The organism is Tepidicella xavieri (genome assembly GCF_004363315.1).
GTDB classification, from domain to species: Bacteria; Pseudomonadota; Gammaproteobacteria; order Burkholderiales; family Burkholderiaceae_C; genus Tepidicella; species Tepidicella xavieri.
Map to the genome: position 1 here is coordinate 27,042 of NZ_SNYL01000019.1, position 18,669 is coordinate 45,710.

Sequence of the window (18,669 nt, forward strand, 5' to 3'; positions counted from 1 at the left end):
TATTGGCCCGTCGACGGGAAGCCCGTGTTGTCACCAGGCTCGCCCAGCGTCTTGGCCGACACGTACTGCGGCCCACCTTCGCCTTGCACCACCGCAAACAGCTTGAATGTATAGACGATCTGTGGCTCGGGTTCGGGCGGGGTATTGATGGGCTGTGCCGCACTCAACAGCGGCTCCTCAATCGAACCCAGGGCGTTTGGGCCGTATTCATAGGCCAAGGGGTCCACGCCTTCGACAACGCGCAACAGCCGCACGAAGTCGCTGCCGTCCCCGCCAGCACCGCCACCGGCGCCGGCCGCTGCGGCTTCGAGTTCTTCGGTGAGGTCGCCACCCTGTTCGAGGACCTGCAGAATCTGGTCGATCGAACCTGGCTGCACGCCTGCATCGGCGGCGGTGGGGGTGGCATCGGTCTGGGCCATGGCCTCATCCACGCGCAGGGCCTGCTGTGGCCCCATGGCGACGACCTGCCCGTCCTCCATCATGAGCTCGACGCGGGCGCCGGCAGCGGTGCGAATGGTCTCGCCGGGGCGGATGATGTCGCCGACTTTCAAGGGACGGGTGGTGCCATCGGCCGCGACGACGACGGCGTTGCCAGTGATGGACAGGACGGTGGCTTGGGCCATGATCGACTCCTCCAGTGTGGAATGGGATGGCTACACGATACGCCCACGCGGGCGCAGCGCCTATTGGACGGAAGTACAGTTTTGCGAATCCAGCCCCGCCTCAGGACTCAGATCAGGCCCGTGTCGTCTTCGTCGAGCAACTGGAGGCGCCGGCTGAGGGTGTCGCGGGTGTGGCGGCGCTGTAGCAGTTTGGCCTGCGCAGCCGGCGGAAAATCGGTGAACTGGATGACGCCGCGGCTGATGAGGATCTCGATGAGATCCTCGGTGATGCGCGCCAAGCCGGCATCGGAATCGGCCAGGGCTTGGTATTCCTCGGTGGGAGGCGAGGGTTTGGGGGGGCGTGGGATGGGGGCACTCATGACCAGGCTCCTTCACCCCTGCCCAGACAGGCGCAGCACGAGCTGCAAGCGGTCACGCACGCCGAGTTTGTCGAACACCGCCCCCAGGTGGGCTTTGACGGTGCGTTCGGAGATGAAGAGCCGGTTGGCGACTTCTTTGTTGCTTTTGCCCTCGGCCACCAGCCGAGCGACCTGGGCCTCGCGATCCGACAGGCGGGACAGATCGGGTTCGCGGGACGTGGCGGCCGACCGCTCCAGGGCGCTGCGTGAAGCGCTCATGAGCCGTTGTACCAGCTCGGCCCCCACCCACAATCCGCCCAAACGCACCGTCTGCTCGACATCGCGCAGCACTTGAGGCAAAGCCACTTGGTGGCAATAGCCCCGGGCGCCCGCCTGCAACGCGCGCAAACCTTCTGCTTCTTGCGGCACGGCACTGACGACGATCACCCGGGCACCGGGCTGGCGTTGCAACACATCGCCCACCCGCTGCTCCCAGTCGGGCCGCTCAACAGACACCCAGACCCCGTCGTCTGGGGCGAGCGCGGCGAGCAAGCCGCTCCACGCGCTCCAGCGCCCTTCAGGAAAGGCTTGTATCCAACGCTCGGGCGGCAAACCGGGGGCGGCCCCAGTCAGGGGAGCGCCCCGTTCGATGAGAAAGTGCTGAGTGCTCATGATCGACGAAATCAACGCTCTGAAAGCGCATTGGCCTTGGCACGCAACACCGGCTTGAGCAGGTAGTCGAGCACCGTTTTTTTGCCGGTGAGAATGTCCACCTGCGCCACCATCCCGGGAATGATGGGCAGGCCATCGCCGAGGCTGGCCTCACGGGTCCGCAGGCGCACGATGTAGAAGGCGTTGCCACGGTCGTCCACCACCGAATCGGCGCTGATGCTTTCGACATCGGCCTTGAGCCCGCCGTAAATGGCAAAGTCGTAGGCGGTGAACTTGACCATGGCCTCCAACCCCGGGCGCAGGAAGGCTATGTCTTTGGGGGTGATTTGCGCTTCCAGGATGAGGGCATCATCCAGCGGGACGATCTCGACCACCTCGCGCCCAGGCTGCACCACGCCACCGAGGGTGTTGATGTGCAGACGTTTGACCGTGCCTCGCACTGGCGAACGGATCTCGGCCTTGACGACCTTGTCTTCGAGTGCCCGGCCGCCTTCGGCCAGAGCCTGAAGCCGGCCCAGGGTTTCGGTGAGTTCAGCCCCCATCTGGTTGCGGGAGGCGAGTTGCACCTCCTCGATGCGGCGCTGGGCTTCGGCAATCGCGGCACGCACCCGGGAAATCTGGGCCGTGGCCTGTTCCAGATCCCCCCGCAGCCGGGCGACTTCACGCTCCAGACGCAGCACTTCGACCTCGGAAACCGCTCCCGTGGCCACCATGGGGCGTGTGGCCTGGAGTTCGCGCTGGGTCAGTTGCAGGCCGCGCTCGGCCTGCTCGCGCCGGGCCATGACTTCGTTGAGCTCCTGCTGCCGCTGGCTGAGCTGGCTTTGCGCAATCGACAGTTGGGCGCTGAGCTCGGCGCGCCGCGAATCGTAGAGACTGCGCTCCTGCGCGACGATGTCTGGCACCTCCCGCTGCCATTCGGAGGCGGGGTTGAAGGGACGATTCTGGATCAGGGCCTGCAGCCGTTCGGCTTTCACGCGCAAGGCCAACTGATTGGCGCGACTCTCCCCCAGATTGGAGGCAAAGCGGGTCGTGTCCACGCGCAACAGCAACTGCCCGGGTTCCACCACCTGGCCTTCACGCGCCATGATTTCTTCCACCACCCCCCCATCGACGCTCTGGATGATCTGCACCTGACTGCTCGGCACGACACGCGCCTCCCCCCGCGTGACCTCGTCGATCTCGGCCACCGCCGCCCAGGCGATCAGCAGCACCACCACCAGCGCCGCGATCCGCAGCAACCAGCGGGCCCGCAACGGCTCCTGCTGCAACTGAGCCCAATCGGCATCGGCCGCCCAATCGATCGATTCATCCGGCCGACCAGAAGTCAGACGGCGTGTCAGGCGTCCGAAAATCGGATCGCTGAGGCGGGCACCGGCCTGCGTGGCCTGCCCGATGCGCTCGAAGAATTTCTCGTTGAGCTCGGCCATCATGCCGCCTTTCCGATGCGGCCTTGCCGCAACGCCTGAACCACCTGCTCCTTGGGCCCGTCAGCCACGATGCGCCCGGCATCCATCACGATAATGCGGTCCACGAGCTCCAGCAAAGACGTGCGATGGCTGATCAGGATCACCGTCTTGCCGGGCATGAAATCGCGCAGACGCTTTTTGACGTCTTCCTCACTGGAATGGTCCATGGAGGCGGTGGGCTCGTCAAGCAGCAGGATAGACGGGTCGTTGATGACGGCGCGCGCGATGGCCACTCCTTGACGCTGACCGCCCGAGAGCGACTCGCCACGCTCGCCCACCAGCATGTCGAAACCCTGCGGATGCTGGTTCACGAGATCCAGAATACCGCCGATGGTGGCGGCCTTGACGACATCCTCGTCATCGGCCAGCGGGGCACCGAGCGTGATGTTCTCGCGCAGGGTGCCATAAAACAGCATCACGTCCTGCTGTACGTAGCCGATGTGGCGCCGCAGCTCTGCCGGGTCGAGCTGGCGCTGGTCGATGCCGTCGATGAGCACCGCCCCGCCGGTGGGGCGGTACAAGCCGAGGATGAGCTTTTCCAGCGTCGTCTTGCCCGAACCGATGCGCCCCAGGATGGCGACCTTCTCCCCGGGCCGGATGCGGAAGCTGACATTGCGCAAGGATGGCGTGGATTGCCCGGGGTAGGCAAAGGTGACATCGCGGAATTCGATCGCGCCCTTGATGCTGCCACGGGCAATGAACTGGGCATCCTGCGGCCGCTCGACCTCGCGCTTCATCATTTCGTTGAGAGATGTCAGCGCCGTGGCGGCGGTGTGGTACTGGACCAGCAGGCCGGCCACCTGACCCACCGGCATCATGGCCCGGGACGCCAACATCGTGCATGCAATCAGCCCCCCCATCGACAATTCGCGCTCGCCGATCAGGTACACACCCAGAATCACGATGACCACGGTGATGGCCTGCTGCACGAAGGCGGTGGAGTTGGTGGCGCTGCTCGACAGCAGACGCAATTGCGCCCCGACCCGGGCCAGCAGCGCAGCGCTTTTCTCCCATTTGCGCTGGATCGGCGCCTCGGCGCCCAGGGCCTTGACGGTTTCGAATCCCACCAGCCCCTCGACCAGGGTGGCGTTGCGTTGGGCGCCGGCGCGGTAGGTGGTTTCCGCCAGCTCGTGCATACGCCCCTGTACCGCCAGTGCATAGAGCAGCAGCAACACCGTGCCCACGGTCAACGGGATCAGCATGGGCCAGGCAATCCAGCCGATCACGGCAAAAAAGATGAGGGCAAACGGCAGATCGATGAAGGCAATCACGGTGGCCGAGCCGATGAAGTCGCGCACCGACTCGAACGCCCTCAGGTTGGCGGCAAACGATCCCGCCGAGGCCGGGCGCTGCTCCATGCGCATGCCCAGCACACGCTCCATGATATACGCCGACAGCTTCACGTCGGCCCGACTGCTGGCCAGGTCCACGAAACGCCCACGCACGGTCTTGAGCACCAGATCGCCCACCAGGATGATCGCCACCCCAGCCGCCAGCACCCACAGCGTCTCCAGGGCCTGATTGGGCACCACCCGGTCATACACGTTCATGATGAACAGCGGCATGGCCACGGCAAACAGGTTGGTGAGGAACGCGGCCAGTAGCACGTCGCGATACAGGCGCCGGTTCTCGCCGATGACGCTCCAGAACCAGTGCCCCTGACGGGTCGCCTTGACCACGGGGCTGCGCGCATCGAAGCGCAGACGCGGGCGGGCATAGATGGCATAACCGGTATAGCGCGCCTCGATCTGGGTCAAGGGCACATCCACAGGGGCATCACCCAGTTCGGGGAAAACCACGCGGGCGCTGCGTCCATCGTCGCTGCGGCTGACCAACACACAAGCGCCCTCGCCGTCAAGCAGCAAAACAGCCGGCAGCAGTTCGGCGCGCAGCTTACCGATCGGCTGGCGCACGATCCTGCTGCTCATCCCCGCGCGGTGTGCGGCGCGCTCGAACAACGAAGGTGTCAGCCGGCCGTCTTCGGTCGGCAGGCCGGCCAGGGCGCCGTCTCGGGTGATCGTCTCTCCATGCAGGCGGGCCAGCACGATGAGGCAGCCGAGCAATTCATCGCGATCGGCCGCCGCCTCCTGAGCGCTCAGCGGCGCTGTGTCCGAAACCATGCATGACTCCAGTGAGTGGCAAAGGGGCACGCGCGGCCCTCCCCCTGGACGCAACCGCCGCCGTACAAATGATGAGTCTAATACATGAATCCGGGTGGCCGAACGCTCTCCCCGCCCTGGACCGCCCCAAAATTTGACAAAAATCAATCATTCATGAGCGCTGCCGGGTCGTCGCTGGCGACCACGGCCTGGGCCCAGGCGCGCAACTTGCGCGTGTCGGCACGCAAAATTTGCTGCTTGACAGCAAGGATCTGCGTCGGGTGCATGGAAAAGCTGCGCAAGCCCAGCCCCAGCAGCAGCCGGGTCATGGTCACATCGCCGGCCATTTCGCCGCACACGCTCACCGGCTTGCCCTGCGCCCGGCATTCGGCAATCGTCTGCGCCACGAGTTGCAGCACCGCTGGATGCAGCGGGTCGTAGAGATGGGCCACGGTCTCGTCCACCCGGTCGATGGCCAGGGTGTACTGGATCAGGTCGTTGGTGCCGATGGACAGGAAGTCGAAATGCTTGAGGAACATCCGCACCGCCAGGGCGGCCGCAGGCACTTCGATCATCGCGCCCAGCCGCACGGGGCCATAGACGGCGCCGCGCGCATCGAGTTGCTCGCGGGCTTTGGCCAGCAGGGCCTTGACCTGCTGGATCTCGCTGGCGTGGGCCAGCATGGGAATGAGCAGATTGACCTTGCCGTGCGCGGCCGCCCGCAAAATGGCACGCAACTGGGTCTGGAACATGGCCGGCTCGGCCAGGCTCCAGCGGATCGCGCGCAGGCCCAGGGCGGGGTTGAGATGGTCGTCACGGGTGCTGCGGTCCAGCGGCTTGTCGGCGCCCACGTCCACCGTGCGGATGGTCACGGGCAAGCCGTGCATGCCCTCCACCGCCGCCCGGTAGGCTTCATACTGTTCTTCCTCGTCAGGCAGGCGAGCGCCCCGCCCCATGAACAGGAATTCGGTGCGAAACAGCCCCACCCCCACGGCGCTGACGGACAGCGCCGGGACGGTATCGGCCGGTTGCTCGATGTTGGCCAGCAGCTCGACGCGCTCACCGTCCAGCGTCACGGCCGGGGTGTTTTTGATGCGCGACAGGCGCTCGCGCTCCACCTCGCCCTGGCGCTGCTTGAAGCCGTACTCGGCCAACACCATGGGTGGGGGGTTGACGATGACGACGCCGGCATCCCCGTCGATGATGACCCAATCGTCCTGCTGCACCAGGTGGCTGGCGTTGCGCGCCCCCACCACGGCCGGGATGTCCATGCTGCGTGCCACGATGGCGGTGTGGCTGGTTTTGCCGCCCACGTCGGTAACGAACCCGGCAAAGACGCTTTGCTTGAACTGCAGCATGTCGGCCGGCGACAGGTCGTGCGCCACCAGCACCAGCGGGGCCTCGTCGGCGCTGCCCGGGCCGTGGGCGCTGGCCGATGGGGCTGGAGCCGCCACCGGCGATGCCGCCCCCCGCAAATAGCGCAACATGCGCTCGACCACCTGTTCCAGATCGGCCTTGCGCTCGCGGAGATAGGGGTCCTCCATCTCATCGAACTGCTTGGCAATGTGCTCCAACTGGGATGTGAGCGCCCACTCCGCGTTGTAGTGCCGGTCCTGCACCCAGTGCTTGACGCCACCCTGGAGTTGCTCGTCCTGCAGCAGCATCAGGTGCACGTCGAGCAAGGCGGTGAGTTCGGGGTGCGCCTCCATTGAGGCCGTCTCTTGCAGGCCGCGCTGCACGTGCTCGATTTCGGCCACCACGGCGTCGCGCGCCTGGCGCAGGCGCTGCAACTCGGCCGGCACCTGGTCTTCGGTGATGAAATAGTGGGCCACGTCCAGCCGGCTCGATGCCACCAGCACGGCGCGGCCAATCGCGATCCCGCGCGAGACCGCCTGCCCATGCACGCTGAAGGTCATTCCCCTTCTCCGAACTTGTCATTGATCAGCGCCAGCAGCGCGTCCATGGCCTGCCGTTCGTCGGGGCCATCGGTCTCCAGTTCCACCTCGGCCCCCAGGCCGGCGGCCAGCATCATCACCCCCATGATGCTTTTCGCGTTGATGCGCCGGCCGTTGCGGCTCATCCAGACGTCGCAGGCGAAGCTGCTGGCCAGCTTGGTGAGCTTGGCGGAGGCGCGGGCATGCAGGCCCAGCTTATTGCTGATGGTCGCGGTGGTTTTGATCATGGGTGGAACGACGGATCTGGTTCTGCTGCGCCGTCACCGAGACGGGCATGACGCCCTGGGTGCCGCCGAGCATGGCGCGGGAGACCAGCGCATCCAGCGATTCGTGCCGATAGGATACGGCGCGCAGCAACATGGGCAGGTTGACGCCCGTCAACAAACGGGTGCGCACGCCATCGACCAGCCGGGTGGCCACGTTGCACGGCGTGGCGCCAAAGACGTCGGTCAGGATGAGGGTGTGCGCCGCGCCTTGCAGGTCCAGCAGCATGCGGGCCTGGGCCAGGGTTTCGTCGGGCGGCTGATTAGGAGGCACATCGAGCGCCTGCAGCGCGGCATCGGCATCGGGAAAGACATGCAGCACGCACTGGCGCAGCGCAGAGGCCAGGGGCGCATGGGCAATGACGAGGATGCCATTCATGAGCCGCGATTATGGGCCTTCACCGCCAGGAAAACCGCATAAGACAACACGCAGACACCCAAAAACACCGCCATCGCCCCGCGAAACGCCTGGAGCTCGCTCCAGCCCAAGGCCTCGAAGCCATCCACCAGCAGGCCAATGCCCCACTGCACCACGAAAATCCCGGCGAATATCACTAAGTTGTAAGCCGATAACGCCCGCCCGGCCATGGATGAGGGGAACGCCATGGCCACCGCCGGCTGCGACAGCGAGGCGCACGTCGACAGCATGCAAAACAGGGCCCAGTGCACCCAGGCGGTGGCCTCCCCCTGGAGAATGTTGAACGCCAACATCGCCATGCTCAGCGGCAGGCCCCACGCGATCAGGCGGTCCACCGGCACGCCGCGCTGCGCCAGGGTGGGCGTCACCATGCCCCAGGTCCAGAAGGTGCAGAGCATCGACAGATTGATCCAGAACAGCCCGGTGGCCGCCTCCACCGGCGTCTGCCCCGTCACCCGCACCAGCCAAGGGCCGGCCCACAGGGTCTGGATGGCCACCATCCCACCGTAGTTGAAGAAACCGATCAGCGTCATCTTGCGGAAATACGGGTGGCGCCAAACGGCGGCATAGCCGGACGGTGCCTCGCCGGCGTCGGATGCCTGCGAAGCCGACGATGCACTGCGGCGCGACGGCCAAGCCGGCACCATCCAAGCCAGCCACAGCATGCACAGCACGATGCCCAGCGCCAGCAGCCAGAACAACCCGCGCCAGCCGACGTGCGGCATGAGCCACTGCACCGGCAAGGTCGCCGCCACCATGCCGAGCGAGCCGGTCATCAGCATCCAGGAATTGGCACGCAATTGCATGGCCGGCGACAACCAGCGCCGATAGCCAGTCAGCGGCGCCATGAGGCAAGCGCTCACCCCGGCGCCAATGAGCACGCGCGCCGCCAACAGGCCATTGAACGAGGCGGCCCAGGCAAAGGCCGCACAGCCCAACACCGCCACCGAGAGGAAGACCAGAATCACCTTTTTCGGGCCATGCCGATCGAGCCAACGTCCCAAAGGGAGCTGCGTCGCGGCAAAGCCCAGAAAATACCCGCCAGCCAGCAACCCCAGATCACGCGCCTGCAATGCCAGCTCCTCGCTCAGGGTCGGGGCCAGCGTCGCCGTGATCGCCCGCAGCAAGGCCGACAGGAAGTACGCGGCGGCAAAGGCCAGAAACACCCAGATGGCCCTGCGCCGATCGAGCAGGCCCTCGGCGGCATGGGCGTCAGTGGCGGTGCAAGTGGCAGAGGTCAATACGGCTCCTGTATCGGCGTTCAGCGCAGTGTGAGGCTTTCGAAGAAGGTGTCAATCACCAAGGGGTCACTGGGCGCGGGCGGCTCGGCATACACCGCGGCCTGGTGCAGCCAGCCGTTGGCCACGACCACCAACACGTGCGCCTGCAAAGGCTGCTGCCGATGGTCCAGCCCCGGGCCGTGCCAGCGCTGCGCCCAGGGGGCGGCGGGCCGCTGCGGCACCTGGACGACCCACCCCACGGGCGCTGACGACTCGGCCGGCAATGGCTGGCGCAGACTCGCCCAGCTCGCCCGCATCCAGGCCTCGGCGGCAGAGGCCGGCGCCATCTCGGCCGGCAAGGGCAGCGCCGCCCAGGCCCAGGTCAGCCCACCGGTGCGGCAACTCATCAGCTTCAAGCCGGAAGCCGGCCCCTGCTCACCCTGCAGACGCACCTCACGCTCGGCCCGCTCGGGCTTGCACGGCATCAGCAGGGTGGCGGCCACCCCGTCGTGGGTCACCTGGCGCCAGTTGAATGCGGGCGTGCAAGCCGACATGGCCCCGGCGGCCAGCCAGATCAGCGCCAACGCGCGCCGGCTCCATGCGCGGCCGGCCGATCGGCCTGTTCGGCCTTGGACAACCCTTGCCCGCACGCCCCCCGGCGACCGCGCTTCACGGCACAATCGGAGCGTCGAGCGGGTGAACTTTGCCGCCGCGAACGCCTCCATCCTTGTATCAACCTGTCCTGCCATGACGACCAACCCCAACAATCCCGACGGTCTGCCCGAGATCCTTCCGGTGCCCGGCTCGCTGCGCGCCGCCGCAGCGGCCGCCCGATCCCGGGGCGAGCCGCTGGTGGTGATGGTCACCCTCAAGGGCTGCGCGTTCTGCGACGTGGTGCGCAACAATTACCTGGGCCCGATGTTCCAAAGAGGCGAAGTGTACGCGGTGCAGCTCAACATGCTGGACCGCCGAACCGCCTTGCAAGACATCCAGGGCCAGCTCACCACGCCCTACGCCCAGGCCCGGGAGTGGCGGGCCCGCATCGCGCCCACCGTGCTGTTCCTGGACCACGAAGGCCGCGAAATCGCCGAGCGCCTCGAAGGCATGAGCGTGGCTGACTTTTATGGCGCCTACCTGCAGCAACGCCTCGATGCCGCCCGCGCCCGCCTGCGCGGCGGCTGATCCTGTGACGATTCCGATGACACCCTCCCTGTCCCCCCTGTCCCGACGCCGCTGGCTCGCCGCCGCGGCAGCCAGCGGCCTGGTCTGGAGCCTGGCTGGCTGCTCCAGCCGGCAGATGGCGCCCGAATCCCGCTTCGTGCTGCTCGACGGCAGCACGTTGACCACGTCCGAACTGCGCGGCAAAGTCACTTTGGTCAATTTCTGGGCCACGACCTGCGTGTCCTGCGTCAAGGAAATGCCGGCTTTGGTCGATACCTACAACCGCTTCCACGAGCGGGGCTTCGAGACCATCGCCGTGGCCATGAGCTACGACCCCCCCGATTGGGTGGCCAACTTTGCCGCCACCCGCCAGTTGCCGTTCAAGGTGGCGCTGGACAACACGGGGGAAATCGCTCGCGACTGGGGGGACGTGCGGCTGACCCCCACCACCTATCTGGTGGACAAACGGGGCCGCATCGTCAAACGCTATTTGGGCGAACCCAATTTCGCGGCGTTGCACCAGTTGCTCGACAAACTCCTGGCCGAGGGCTGAGCCCCGGCCAGCCGGCAAGCCGCCCTCAGTCGCGGAAGTTGTCGTGACAGGCCTTGCACGAGGCCGCCGTTTCCTGGAAGGCGCGGCGGATGGCGTCCAGATCGCCGGCCTTGACGGTGTTGTTCAGCGCGGTCAAGGACCGCAGCGTGTTCTGCCCCGCCTCGTCAAACTTGGCTTTCTCGGTCCAGACATTGGGCTTGGCGCGGCTGCGCACGTTTTGGGTGTCTGGCGTGAAACCCACCCAGGGCAACTGGGCCAACGCCATCACCACCGCCATGTTTTCCTGGGCGACGGCGGCATCGAACGGCGCCCGGCCGGTGGCCATGGCCCCCACCCGGCTGAAATGCTGCCCCATCACGAACAACGCCCCTTGGCGGTATTTGACGGCATCGTCCGGCTTTTGGAACTGGGCCTGGGCGGCTCCAGCGACAGCCAACAACGCGGCGGCACAGGCAATCGACAAACGCAATTTCATGGGCTACTCCTTGAGTCGGTGATGGAACAAGGCCCCGATGGGCCGGCCTCAAACAGTTTATGCTTTTATCATTGTTGACCATCATGGTCGGGGATCGGCCCACCCGGCCACACATTCACGGAGGACTTCACCATGTATCGCATTCGTGTCTGGGACTGGCCCACGCGGCTCTTTCACTGGCTGCTGGTGGCCGCCGTCGTTGGCTTGGTGGTGTCGGGCAACGTGGGGGGTGCCTGGATGGAGTGGCACATGCGGCTGGGCTTCTTCGTGCTTTCGCTGCTGTGGTTTCGGCTGCTGTGGGGCCTGTGGGGCGGGCGCTGGTCCCGGTTCGCCGCCTTCCTGTATGCCCCACAGTCGCTGTGGGCCTACCTGCGCGGGCGCAGCCCAGTGACGCACCGCGTCGGCCACACGCCGTTGGGCGCGTTGTCGGTGTTTGCCATGCTGGCGGTGCTGGGCCTGCAGGTGGGGACCGGCCTGTTCACCGACGATGAAATCTTCTACGCCGGCCCGCTGACGGCCCTGGCCAGTTACGACACCATCGAAGCCGCCTCACGCTACCACAAAGGCTGGGGCAAATGGATACTGATCGGGCTGGTCGCCCTGCACCTGCTGGCCCTGCTGGCCTACAAGCTGCTGGCCCGCCAGGCCCTGGTCTCGGCCATGATCACCGGCGACAAGATCATGAACGAGCCGGCCGAGTCGGCCAACGACGGGCCGAGGCAATGGCTGCTGGCCGCAGTGCTCTACGCCATCGCCTGCGGGCTGACCTACCTCGTCGTCACCTGGGGCGGCTGATTCGGGCTTTGTCGTATAGTCCGGGCATGGAGACTTCGCCCGCCGCCGGCCCCGAACCGGACGACCCCCGGCCCGCCATCCATATCGAGCTGATCGCCACGGGCCCCGACATCGACACGCTGCGACAGCTTTTCCTCGAATACCAGGCCGACATCGGCATCGACCTGGGCTTTCAGGGTTTTGCCGAAGAACTGGCCACCCTGCCCGGCGAGTATCAAGCGCCGCACGGCGGCTTGCTGTTGGCCCGCATCGGCCAGGAGGCTGCCGGCTGCTGCGCATTCAGGCCGCTGCACGGCAGCGATTACGCCAATGCCTGTGAGATGAAGCGGCTCTTCGTGCGGCGGATGTTCCGCGGCTTCGGCATCGGGCGGCTGTTGGTGGACCACACCCTGATGCACGCCAAGCAAGCCGGCTACGACGTGATGCTGCTCGACACGCTCAGCGACATGGAAACCGCCCGGGCGCTTTATGCCCAGGCCGGTTTCGAGGAGGTCGCCCCTTACTATCACAACCCCTTGCCCGGGGCGCATTATCTGAAAGCGCAGCTCTGAAACGGCCGCGTGGGCGATTCCGCAGCCGCAGAAGCGCTTTCAGAGCGCCTTGGCCTGAGCCAGCAAGGTCGCCGCGTCGGACACTTCGAACTGGCCAGGGCCTTCGACGTTGAGCGTCTTGACCACGCCGTCCTTGACCAGCATGGAATAACGGTTGCTGCGCACGCCCATGCCGCGGCTGGTCAGATCCAGCACCAGGCCCACCGCGCGGGTGAAGTCGGCGCTGCCATCGGCCAGCATGCGCACCTTGCCGTGGGTTTTTTGCTCGCGCGCCCAAGCCCCCATCACGAAGGCGTCATTGACGCTGACGCACCAAATTTCATCCACCCCTGCCGCCTTGAGCGCGTCGTGCAGTTCGACATAACCCGGCACATGCTTGGCCGAGCACGTGGGCGTGAAGGCGCCTGGCAAGGCAAACAAGGCAATCGTCTTGCCGGCCGCAGCCTTGCCCACGTCCACCGGGTTGGGGCCGATGCTGCAGCCTTCGGTCTCGGTGTCGATGTATTCCATCAGCGTGGCGGCCGGCAGGCGGTCTCCGACTTGGATCATGTCTTTTCTCCTGTGTGGCGCGGCTGGGGTAAGCCGCCGGTTGAACAAGCCCGATGGGCGAAAAAAAACGACCGAATTGTCGGTCGTTTTTTCAGATCGTGCCGGCAGGCAGCAAACGGGCTTTACACCAGTGCGGCCTTTTGGACCAAACGGGTGGCGACCCAGTTCTTCGTCTTCGACAGCGGGCGGCTCTCGGTGATTTCGATGATGTCACCCAGCTTGTATTCACCGTTTTCGTCGTGCGCGTGGTACTTGCTCGACTTGATCACGATCTTGTCGTAGAGCGCGTGCTTGACGCGGCGCTCCACCAGCACGGTCACGGTCTTGGCGCGCTTGTCGCTCACCACTTTACCAATGAGGGTGCGCTTGCGGGAGGTTTGTGCTTCCGTCATGGTTCACTCCTTACTGGCTGGCGGCGAGCTTCTCGGCCAAGATGGTCTTGGCACGAGCGATGGCGCGGCGGGTCTGACGCAGCGACGCGGTGTTGTTGAGCTGTTGCGTGGCTTTCTGCATGCGCAGGTTGAAGTGAGCCTTTTGCAGGGACTTCACCTCGGCTTGCAGGCCGGCAACGTCTTTTTGGCGCAGTTCAGCAGCTTTCATGGTCTTCTCCTGATCACTGGCCCAACATGCGGGTCACAAAGGTCGTGCGCAGCGGCAGCTTAGCAGCGGCCAGAGCGAAGGCTTCGCGAGCGAGTTGCTCGGGCACACCCACGATCTCGTACAGCACTTTGCCAGGCTGGATTTCGGCGACGTAGTATTCCACGCCGCCCTTGCCGTTACCCATGCGAACTTCGGCAGGCTTTTTGGTGATGGGTTTGTCGGGGAACACGCGGATCCAGATGCGGCCGCCACGCTTGACGTGACGGGAAATCGCACGACGCGCGGATTCGATCTGTCGAGCCGTCAGACGGCCACGATCCGTGGACTTCAGGCCGAAATCGCCAAAGACCACGGTGGTGCCGCTGGTGGCGACACCCGTGTTGCGGCCTTTGTGCTCTTTACGGTATTTACGGCGAGCAGGTTGCAACATGTTGAATTCTCCTTAGGCCTGGGGCTTGTCGCTGCCGTCGGCCGGGGCGGCGTTGGTGGTGGCGCCACGGCGGGCACCGCCACGGCGTTCACCGCGGTTGTCACCACGACCATCGCGGCGCGGGCCACGCGGGCGACGCTCCTCTTCAGGACGCGGCGTGCTGTCCAGAGAGGGCGCATCATTGCGGCCCAGGTTGTCACCCTTGTAGACCCACACCTTGACGCCGATGACGCCATAGGTGGTGTTGGCCACGGAGGTGCCGTAGTCGATGTCGGCGCGCAGGGTGTGCAGCGGCACGCGGCCCTCGCGGTACCACTCGGTGCGGGCGATTTCGATGCCGTTCAAGCGCCCCGACGACATGATCTTGATGCCCTGAGCGCCCAGGCGCATGGCGTTCTGCATCGCGCGCTTCATGGCGCGGCGGAACATGATGCGCTTTTCCAACTGCTGGGTGATCGAGTCGGCGATCAGCTTGGCATCGACCTCGGGCTTGCGCACCTCTTCGATGTTGACGGCCACCGGCACGCCGAGCTTGGCGGCCAGGTCCTTCTTCAGCTTCTCGATGTCCTCGCCCTTCTTGCCGATCACCACGCCAGGGCGGGCCGAATAGATGGTGATGCGGGCATTCTTGGCGGGGCGCTCGATCACGACGCGGGAGACCGCGGCGTTCTTCAGCTTCTCTTTCAGGTACTCACGCACCTTGATGTCTTCGGCCAGCATGCCGGCGAAGTCGCGGTTGCTGGCGTACCAGCGGCTGGCCCAGTTGCGGCTCACCGCCAGGCGGAAGCCGGTAGGATGGATTTTCTGTCCCATAGTCTTCCTTCTGGCTCAGTTGCCGACCGTCACATAAATGTGGCAGGTGGGCTTGCTGATGCGGTTGCCGCGGCCCTTGGCGCGGGCCGTGAAACGCTTGAGCGTGGTGCCCTGCTCGACGTAGATGGTCTTGACCTTCAGTTCGTCGATGTCGGCACCGTCGTTGTGTTCGGCGTTGGCGATGGCAGACTCCAGGGCCTTCTTGACGATGCCCGCAGCTTTCTTCTGCGTGAACGTCAGGATGTTCAGGGCCTGGTCCACCTTCTTGCCGCGAATCAGGTCCGCCACCAGACGGCCTTTGTCGACCGACAGGCGAACGCCGCGAACAATTGCGCGTGTTTCCATGGTGTGTCCTTACTTCTTGGCTTTCTTGTCGCCGGGGTGACCCTTGAACGTGCGGGTCAGCGAGAACTCGCCCAGCTTGTGGCCGACCATCTGGTCGGTCACGTACACGGGCACGTGCTGCTTGCCGTTGTGCACGGCGATGGTCAGACCGATGAACTCGGGCAGGATCATCGAACGGCGCGACCAGGTCTTGATGGGCTTCTTGTCCTTGCCGGCCTGAGCCTTCTCGACCTTCGCGAGCAGGTGATGGTCAACGAAGGGACCTTTTTTGAGAGAACGAGTCATTTCGTCAACCCCTTACTTCTTGCGGCGCGACACGATCATGTTCTGCGTGCGGCGGTTGTTGCGGGTGCGGTAGCCCTTGGTCAGGTTGCCCCACGGATCCACCGGCGGCTTACCGGTACCGGTGCGGCCCTCACCACCACCATGCGGGTGATCGATCGGGTTCATGGCCACGCCACGCACGGTCGGACGGATGCCCATGTGACGCTTCACACCGGCCTTGCCCAACTGGCGCAGGCTGTGCTCAGTGTTGGAGACCTCACCGATGGTGGCACGGCAGTCCACATGGACCTTGCGCACTTCGCCAGAGCGCATGCGCACCTGGGCGTACACGCCTTCGCGGGCCAGCAGCACGGCCGATGCCCCGGCGGAACGGGCGATTTGCGCGCCCTTGCCCGGCTTGAGCTCGATGCAGTGGATGGTCGAACCCACGGGGATGTTGCGGATCGGCAGGGTGTTGCCCACGCGGATCGGCGACTCGGAGCCCGACAGCAACGTGGCACCCACTTCCACGCCGCGGGGGGCGATGATGTAGCGGCGCTCGCCGTCGGCGTAGCACAGCAGCGCGATGTGCGCGGTGCGGTTCGGGTCGTATTCCAGGCGTTCCACCTTCGCGGGGATGTTGTCCTTGTTGCGGACGAAATCGATCACGCGGTAGTGGTGACGGTTGCCGCCGCCTTTGTGGCGCACGGTGATGTGACCGTTGTTGTTGCGGCCCGACTTCTGGTGCTGAGGCTCCAGCAGCGGGGCGTAACCGGAACCCTTGTGCAGGGTTTCGCGGGTGACCTTCACCATGCCGCGGCGGCCCGGCGAGGTCGGTTTCATCTTGATGACTGCCATGATCAGACGGCCTCCCCACCAAAGTTGAGTTCCTGCCCGGCTTGCAGCGTCACGTAGGCTTTGCGCACATGGTCACGGCGACCCACGGTCTTGCCGAAGCGCTTGGTCTTGCCCTTCTGGTTCAGCACGTTGACGTCCTGGACCTTGACGTTGAACAGCAGTTCCACGGCGGCCTTGATTTCGGGCTTGGTGGCGTTTTGCAGAACTTTGAACAGCACGGTGTTGGTCTTGTCGGCAACCAGGGTGGCCTTTTCGGACACGATGGGAGCGACCAGCACCTGCATCAGACGGCCTTCGTCAAACTTGGTGTTGCTCATGCGAACATCTCCTTGAGTTTGTCGATGGCACCCTTGGTGACGATCACTTTCTTGTAGTGAACCAGCGACAGCGGATCGGCATAACGCGGCTCCACCACCAGCACGTGGGGCAGATTGCGCGAAGCCAGGTACAGGTTTTCGTCGATTTCGTCGGCGATGACCAGCACGGACTTCAGGTTCATGGCCTTGAACTTGTCGGCCAGCAGCTTGGTCTTGGGCGCATCGACCTTGATCGAATCGACCACGGCCAGGCGACCTTCACGCACCAGCTGGGAGAAGATGGAGGCCATGCCGGCGCGGTACATCTTCTTGTTGAGCTTCTGGCTGAAGTTCTCGTCCGGGCTGTTGGGGAACACCTTACCGCCTCCACGCCACAGCGGCGAGGAGGTCATACCGGCACGCGCGTTGCCCGTGCCCTTTTGACGGAACGGCTTCTTGGTGCTGTGCTTGACGGCAGAACGGTCTTTCTGGGCGCGGGTGCCTTGGCGGGCGTTGGCCTGGTAGGCCACCACCAGCTGGTGGATCAGCGCTTCGTTGTAGTCACGACCGAACACAGTCTCGGGCACTTCCACGGTGGAAGCGGCCTGACCCTGGTCGTTCAGGAGTTCGACTTGCATCAGTTCGCTCCTTTCGCAGCGGCTTTGACGGCGGGACGCACGGTGACGAAGCCACCCTTGGAGCCCGGAATGGCGCCCTTGATGAGCAGCAGCTGGCGCTCGGCATCCACGCGCACCACGTCCAGATTCTGGGTGGTGACGGTCTCGGCGCCCATGTGGCCGGTCATTTTCTTGCCCGGGAACACACGACCCGGATCCTGCGCCATGGAGATGGAGCCCGGCACGTTGTGCGAACGGCTGTTGCCGTGGGAGGCACGCTGAGAGGCGAAATTGTGGCGCTTGATGGTGCCGGCGAAGCCCTTACCGATGGAGGTGCCTTGCACGTCCACCTTCTGACCGGCCTGGAACAGCTCGGCCACGGGCAACACGGCGCCGGGGGCATACTTGCCCGCCACATCGGCGCTCACGCGGAATTCTTTGAGGATTTCGCCGGCCTCGATGCCGGCTTTGGCCAGGTGACCGGCCTCGGGCTTGGTCACGCGGGAGGCGCGACGCTTGCCATACGCCACTTGCAGGGCGTCGTAGCCATCATTGGCCTGGGTTTTGACTTGTGCCACCCGGTTGTTGGACACGTCCACCACCGTGACAGGAACTGCATCCCCGTCTTCGGTGAACAGGCGCATCATGCCCACCTTGCGGCCCAACAACCCGAGAGAGTTGCTCAGACTCATTGTTTTCTCCGTTCCCGACTGCAATTGGCCGGGTCTGATGATGAAAAAACTCCGCAGCTAAAAGCCGCGAAGCCCGAGAGTGTAACCCGCGGGCCGAAATTTTGCAAGCCCCCTGTGGCGCTCACGCTCCACATGAGGCCCGCCTGCATCACTGCAGCTTGATTTCCACGTCCACGCCAGCCGGCAGATCGAGTTTCATCAGGGCATCGACGGTCTTGTCGGTCGGGTCGACGATGTCCATCAGACGCTGGTGGGTGCGGATTTCGAACTGGTCGCGGCTGGTCTTGTTGACGTGCGGCGAACGCAGGATGTCGAAACGCTTCATGCGCGTCGGCAGCGGCACGGGGCCCTTGACGATGGCGCCGGTGCGCTTGGCGGTGTCCACGATCTCGGCGGCCGAGGCGTCGATCAGCTTGTAGTCGAACGCCTTGAGGCGGATGCGGATTTTTTGCTTGTTCATGTCCGGTGCTCCTGGCGTTTACTCAATGATCTTGGCCACGACGCCGGCGCCGACGGTGCGGCCGCCTTCGCGGATGGCAAAGCGCAGCCCCTCTTCCATGGCGATCGGGGCGATCAACTTGACCGTGATCGTCACGTTGTCACCGGGCATCACCAT

At 65.0% G+C, this 18,669-nt stretch carries 27 protein-coding genes and 1 pseudogene; 4 read left to right on the forward strand and 24 right to left on the reverse strand.

Annotation, left to right across the window (positions count from 1 at the left end):
- The 10 genes from DFR43_RS13665 to DFR43_RS12430 all read right to left on the reverse strand — a co-directional run.
- Positions 1-623 (reverse strand): retention module-containing protein (locus DFR43_RS13665; RefSeq protein ID WP_164499752.1); only part of this gene is annotated, 623 nt, incomplete at its 3' end.
- 107 nt (positions 624-730) lie between these two features.
- A complete protein-coding gene (locus tag DFR43_RS12390; RefSeq protein ID WP_133599155.1) occupies positions 731-982 on the reverse strand; it encodes a hypothetical protein in 252 nt (83 codons plus the stop codon).
- Positions 983-994: 12 nt separating this feature from the next.
- Positions 995-1,633, reverse strand: a complete 639-nt coding sequence (locus tag DFR43_RS12395; protein WP_133599156.1) for a helix-turn-helix transcriptional regulator — start codon at positions 1,631-1,633, stop codon at positions 995-997.
- 11 nt (positions 1,634-1,644) lie between these two features.
- Complete coding sequence (locus DFR43_RS12400) at positions 1,645-3,060, reverse strand: HlyD family type I secretion periplasmic adaptor subunit (protein ID WP_133599206.1); 1,416 nt, start codon at positions 3,058-3,060, stop codon at positions 1,645-1,647.
- The gene (locus tag DFR43_RS12405; RefSeq protein WP_133599158.1) at positions 3,060-5,219 is read right to left on the reverse strand and encodes a type I secretion system permease/ATPase; all 2,160 of its coding nucleotides are present in this window, start codon (positions 5,217-5,219) and stop codon (positions 3,060-3,062) included. Before DFR43_RS12405 ends, DFR43_RS12400 begins: the two co-directional genes overlap by 1 nt.
- 143 nt (positions 5,220-5,362) lie before the next feature.
- Positions 5,363-7,114, reverse strand: coding sequence for a phosphoenolpyruvate--protein phosphotransferase (gene ptsP, locus DFR43_RS12410; RefSeq protein ID WP_133599160.1), 1,752 nt, complete (start codon positions 7,112-7,114; stop codon positions 5,363-5,365).
- The gene (locus tag DFR43_RS12415) at positions 7,111-7,380 is read right to left on the reverse strand and encodes an HPr family phosphocarrier protein (RefSeq protein ID WP_133599162.1); all 270 of its coding nucleotides are present in this window, start codon (positions 7,378-7,380) and stop codon (positions 7,111-7,113) included. The genes ptsP and DFR43_RS12415 overlap by 4 nt, the downstream gene beginning before the upstream one ends.
- On the reverse strand, positions 7,349-7,795 hold the full coding sequence (locus DFR43_RS12420) for a PTS sugar transporter subunit IIA (RefSeq protein ID WP_133599164.1): 447 nt from the start codon (positions 7,793-7,795) through the stop codon (positions 7,349-7,351). Before DFR43_RS12420 ends, DFR43_RS12415 begins: the two co-directional genes overlap by 32 nt.
- On the reverse strand, positions 7,792-9,075 hold the full coding sequence (locus tag DFR43_RS12425) for an MFS transporter (protein ID WP_133599166.1): 1,284 nt from the start codon (positions 9,073-9,075) through the stop codon (positions 7,792-7,794). The genes DFR43_RS12420 and DFR43_RS12425 overlap by 4 nt, the downstream gene beginning before the upstream one ends.
- 20 nt (positions 9,076-9,095) lie before the next feature.
- A complete protein-coding gene (locus tag DFR43_RS12430; RefSeq protein WP_133599168.1) occupies positions 9,096-9,638 on the reverse strand; it encodes a hypothetical protein in 543 nt (180 codons plus the stop codon).
- A gap of 163 nt (positions 9,639-9,801) precedes the next feature.
- Here DFR43_RS12430 and DFR43_RS12435 point away from each other — a divergent pair, with 163 nt between their 5' ends.
- Positions 9,802-10,236 carry a thioredoxin fold domain-containing protein gene (locus DFR43_RS12435; RefSeq protein WP_133599170.1) on the forward strand — a complete coding sequence of 145 codons (435 nt, stop codon included), beginning with the start codon at positions 9,802-9,804 and terminating at the stop codon, positions 10,234-10,236.
- Positions 10,237-10,252: 16 nt separating this feature from the next.
- Positions 10,253-10,768, forward strand: coding sequence for a peroxiredoxin family protein (locus tag DFR43_RS12440; protein WP_133599172.1), 516 nt, complete (start codon positions 10,253-10,255; stop codon positions 10,766-10,768).
- 25 nt (positions 10,769-10,793) lie between these two features.
- Here DFR43_RS12440 and DFR43_RS12445 read toward each other — a convergent pair whose 3' ends face one another.
- On the reverse strand, positions 10,794-11,243 hold the full coding sequence (locus DFR43_RS12445) for a c-type cytochrome (protein WP_133599174.1): 450 nt from the start codon (positions 11,241-11,243) through the stop codon (positions 10,794-10,796).
- 132 nt (positions 11,244-11,375) lie between these two features.
- Here DFR43_RS12445 and DFR43_RS12450 point away from each other — a divergent pair, with 132 nt between their 5' ends.
- The gene (locus DFR43_RS12450; RefSeq protein ID WP_133599176.1) at positions 11,376-12,038 is read left to right on the forward strand and encodes a cytochrome b/b6 domain-containing protein; all 663 of its coding nucleotides are present in this window, start codon (positions 11,376-11,378) and stop codon (positions 12,036-12,038) included.
- A gap of 26 nt (positions 12,039-12,064) precedes the next feature.
- Positions 12,065-12,589, forward strand: coding sequence for a GNAT family N-acetyltransferase (locus tag DFR43_RS12455; protein ID WP_133599178.1), 525 nt, complete (start codon positions 12,065-12,067; stop codon positions 12,587-12,589).
- Positions 12,590-12,628: 39 nt separating this feature from the next.
- Here the strand turns inward: DFR43_RS12455 and DFR43_RS12460 are convergent, their stop codons facing one another.
- The 13 genes and pseudogenes from DFR43_RS12460 to DFR43_RS12520 form a co-directional block, all read right to left on the reverse strand.
- Positions 12,629-13,138 (reverse strand): peroxiredoxin, encoded by a 510-nt coding sequence (locus DFR43_RS12460; protein ID WP_133599180.1) that lies wholly within the window; start codon positions 13,136-13,138, stop codon positions 12,629-12,631.
- Between the two features lie 122 nt (positions 13,139-13,260).
- Positions 13,261-13,530 (reverse strand): 30S ribosomal protein S17, encoded by a 270-nt coding sequence (gene rpsQ / locus DFR43_RS12465; RefSeq protein ID WP_133599182.1) that lies wholly within the window; start codon positions 13,528-13,530, stop codon positions 13,261-13,263.
- 10 nt (positions 13,531-13,540) lie between these two features.
- Entirely contained in the window at positions 13,541-13,738 is a 198-nt protein-coding gene (rpmC, locus tag DFR43_RS12470; protein WP_133599184.1) for a 50S ribosomal protein L29, read from the reverse strand.
- Between the two features lie 13 nt (positions 13,739-13,751).
- Complete coding sequence (gene rplP / locus DFR43_RS12475; RefSeq protein WP_133599186.1) at positions 13,752-14,168, reverse strand: 50S ribosomal protein L16; 417 nt, start codon at positions 14,166-14,168, stop codon at positions 13,752-13,754.
- Between the two features lie 21 nt (positions 14,169-14,189).
- Positions 14,190-14,981: pseudogene (gene rpsC / locus DFR43_RS12480) on the reverse strand (30S ribosomal protein S3); the annotation flags it as partial.
- 15 nt (positions 14,982-14,996) lie between these two features.
- A complete protein-coding gene (gene rplV, locus DFR43_RS12485; RefSeq protein ID WP_133599188.1) occupies positions 14,997-15,326 on the reverse strand; it encodes a 50S ribosomal protein L22 in 330 nt (109 codons plus the stop codon).
- 9 nt (positions 15,327-15,335) lie between these two features.
- A complete protein-coding gene (gene rpsS / locus DFR43_RS12490) occupies positions 15,336-15,611 on the reverse strand; it encodes a 30S ribosomal protein S19 (RefSeq protein ID WP_133599190.1) in 276 nt (91 codons plus the stop codon).
- Between the two features lie 12 nt (positions 15,612-15,623).
- Complete coding sequence (gene rplB / locus DFR43_RS12495) at positions 15,624-16,448, reverse strand: 50S ribosomal protein L2 (protein WP_133599192.1); 825 nt, start codon at positions 16,446-16,448, stop codon at positions 15,624-15,626.
- A gap of 2 nt (positions 16,449-16,450) precedes the next feature.
- On the reverse strand, positions 16,451-16,765 hold the full coding sequence (gene rplW / locus DFR43_RS12500; RefSeq protein ID WP_133599194.1) for a 50S ribosomal protein L23: 315 nt from the start codon (positions 16,763-16,765) through the stop codon (positions 16,451-16,453).
- Complete coding sequence (rplD, locus tag DFR43_RS12505; protein ID WP_133599196.1) at positions 16,762-17,382, reverse strand: 50S ribosomal protein L4; 621 nt, start codon at positions 17,380-17,382, stop codon at positions 16,762-16,764. Before rplD ends, rplW begins: the two co-directional genes overlap by 4 nt.
- Positions 17,382-18,053: a 50S ribosomal protein L3 gene (gene rplC, locus DFR43_RS12510; protein WP_133599198.1), complete on the reverse strand. Its 672-nt coding sequence runs from the start codon at positions 18,051-18,053 to the stop codon at positions 17,382-17,384. Before rplC ends, rplD begins: the two co-directional genes overlap by 1 nt.
- Positions 18,054-18,201: 148 nt before the next feature.
- Positions 18,202-18,513: a 30S ribosomal protein S10 gene (gene rpsJ, locus DFR43_RS12515; protein ID WP_058615886.1), complete on the reverse strand. Its 312-nt coding sequence runs from the start codon at positions 18,511-18,513 to the stop codon at positions 18,202-18,204.
- A gap of 18 nt (positions 18,514-18,531) precedes the next feature.
- The coding region (locus DFR43_RS12520; RefSeq protein ID WP_484421921.1) for an EF-Tu C-terminal domain-related protein at positions 18,532-18,669 on the reverse strand (138 nt) is incomplete at its 5' end.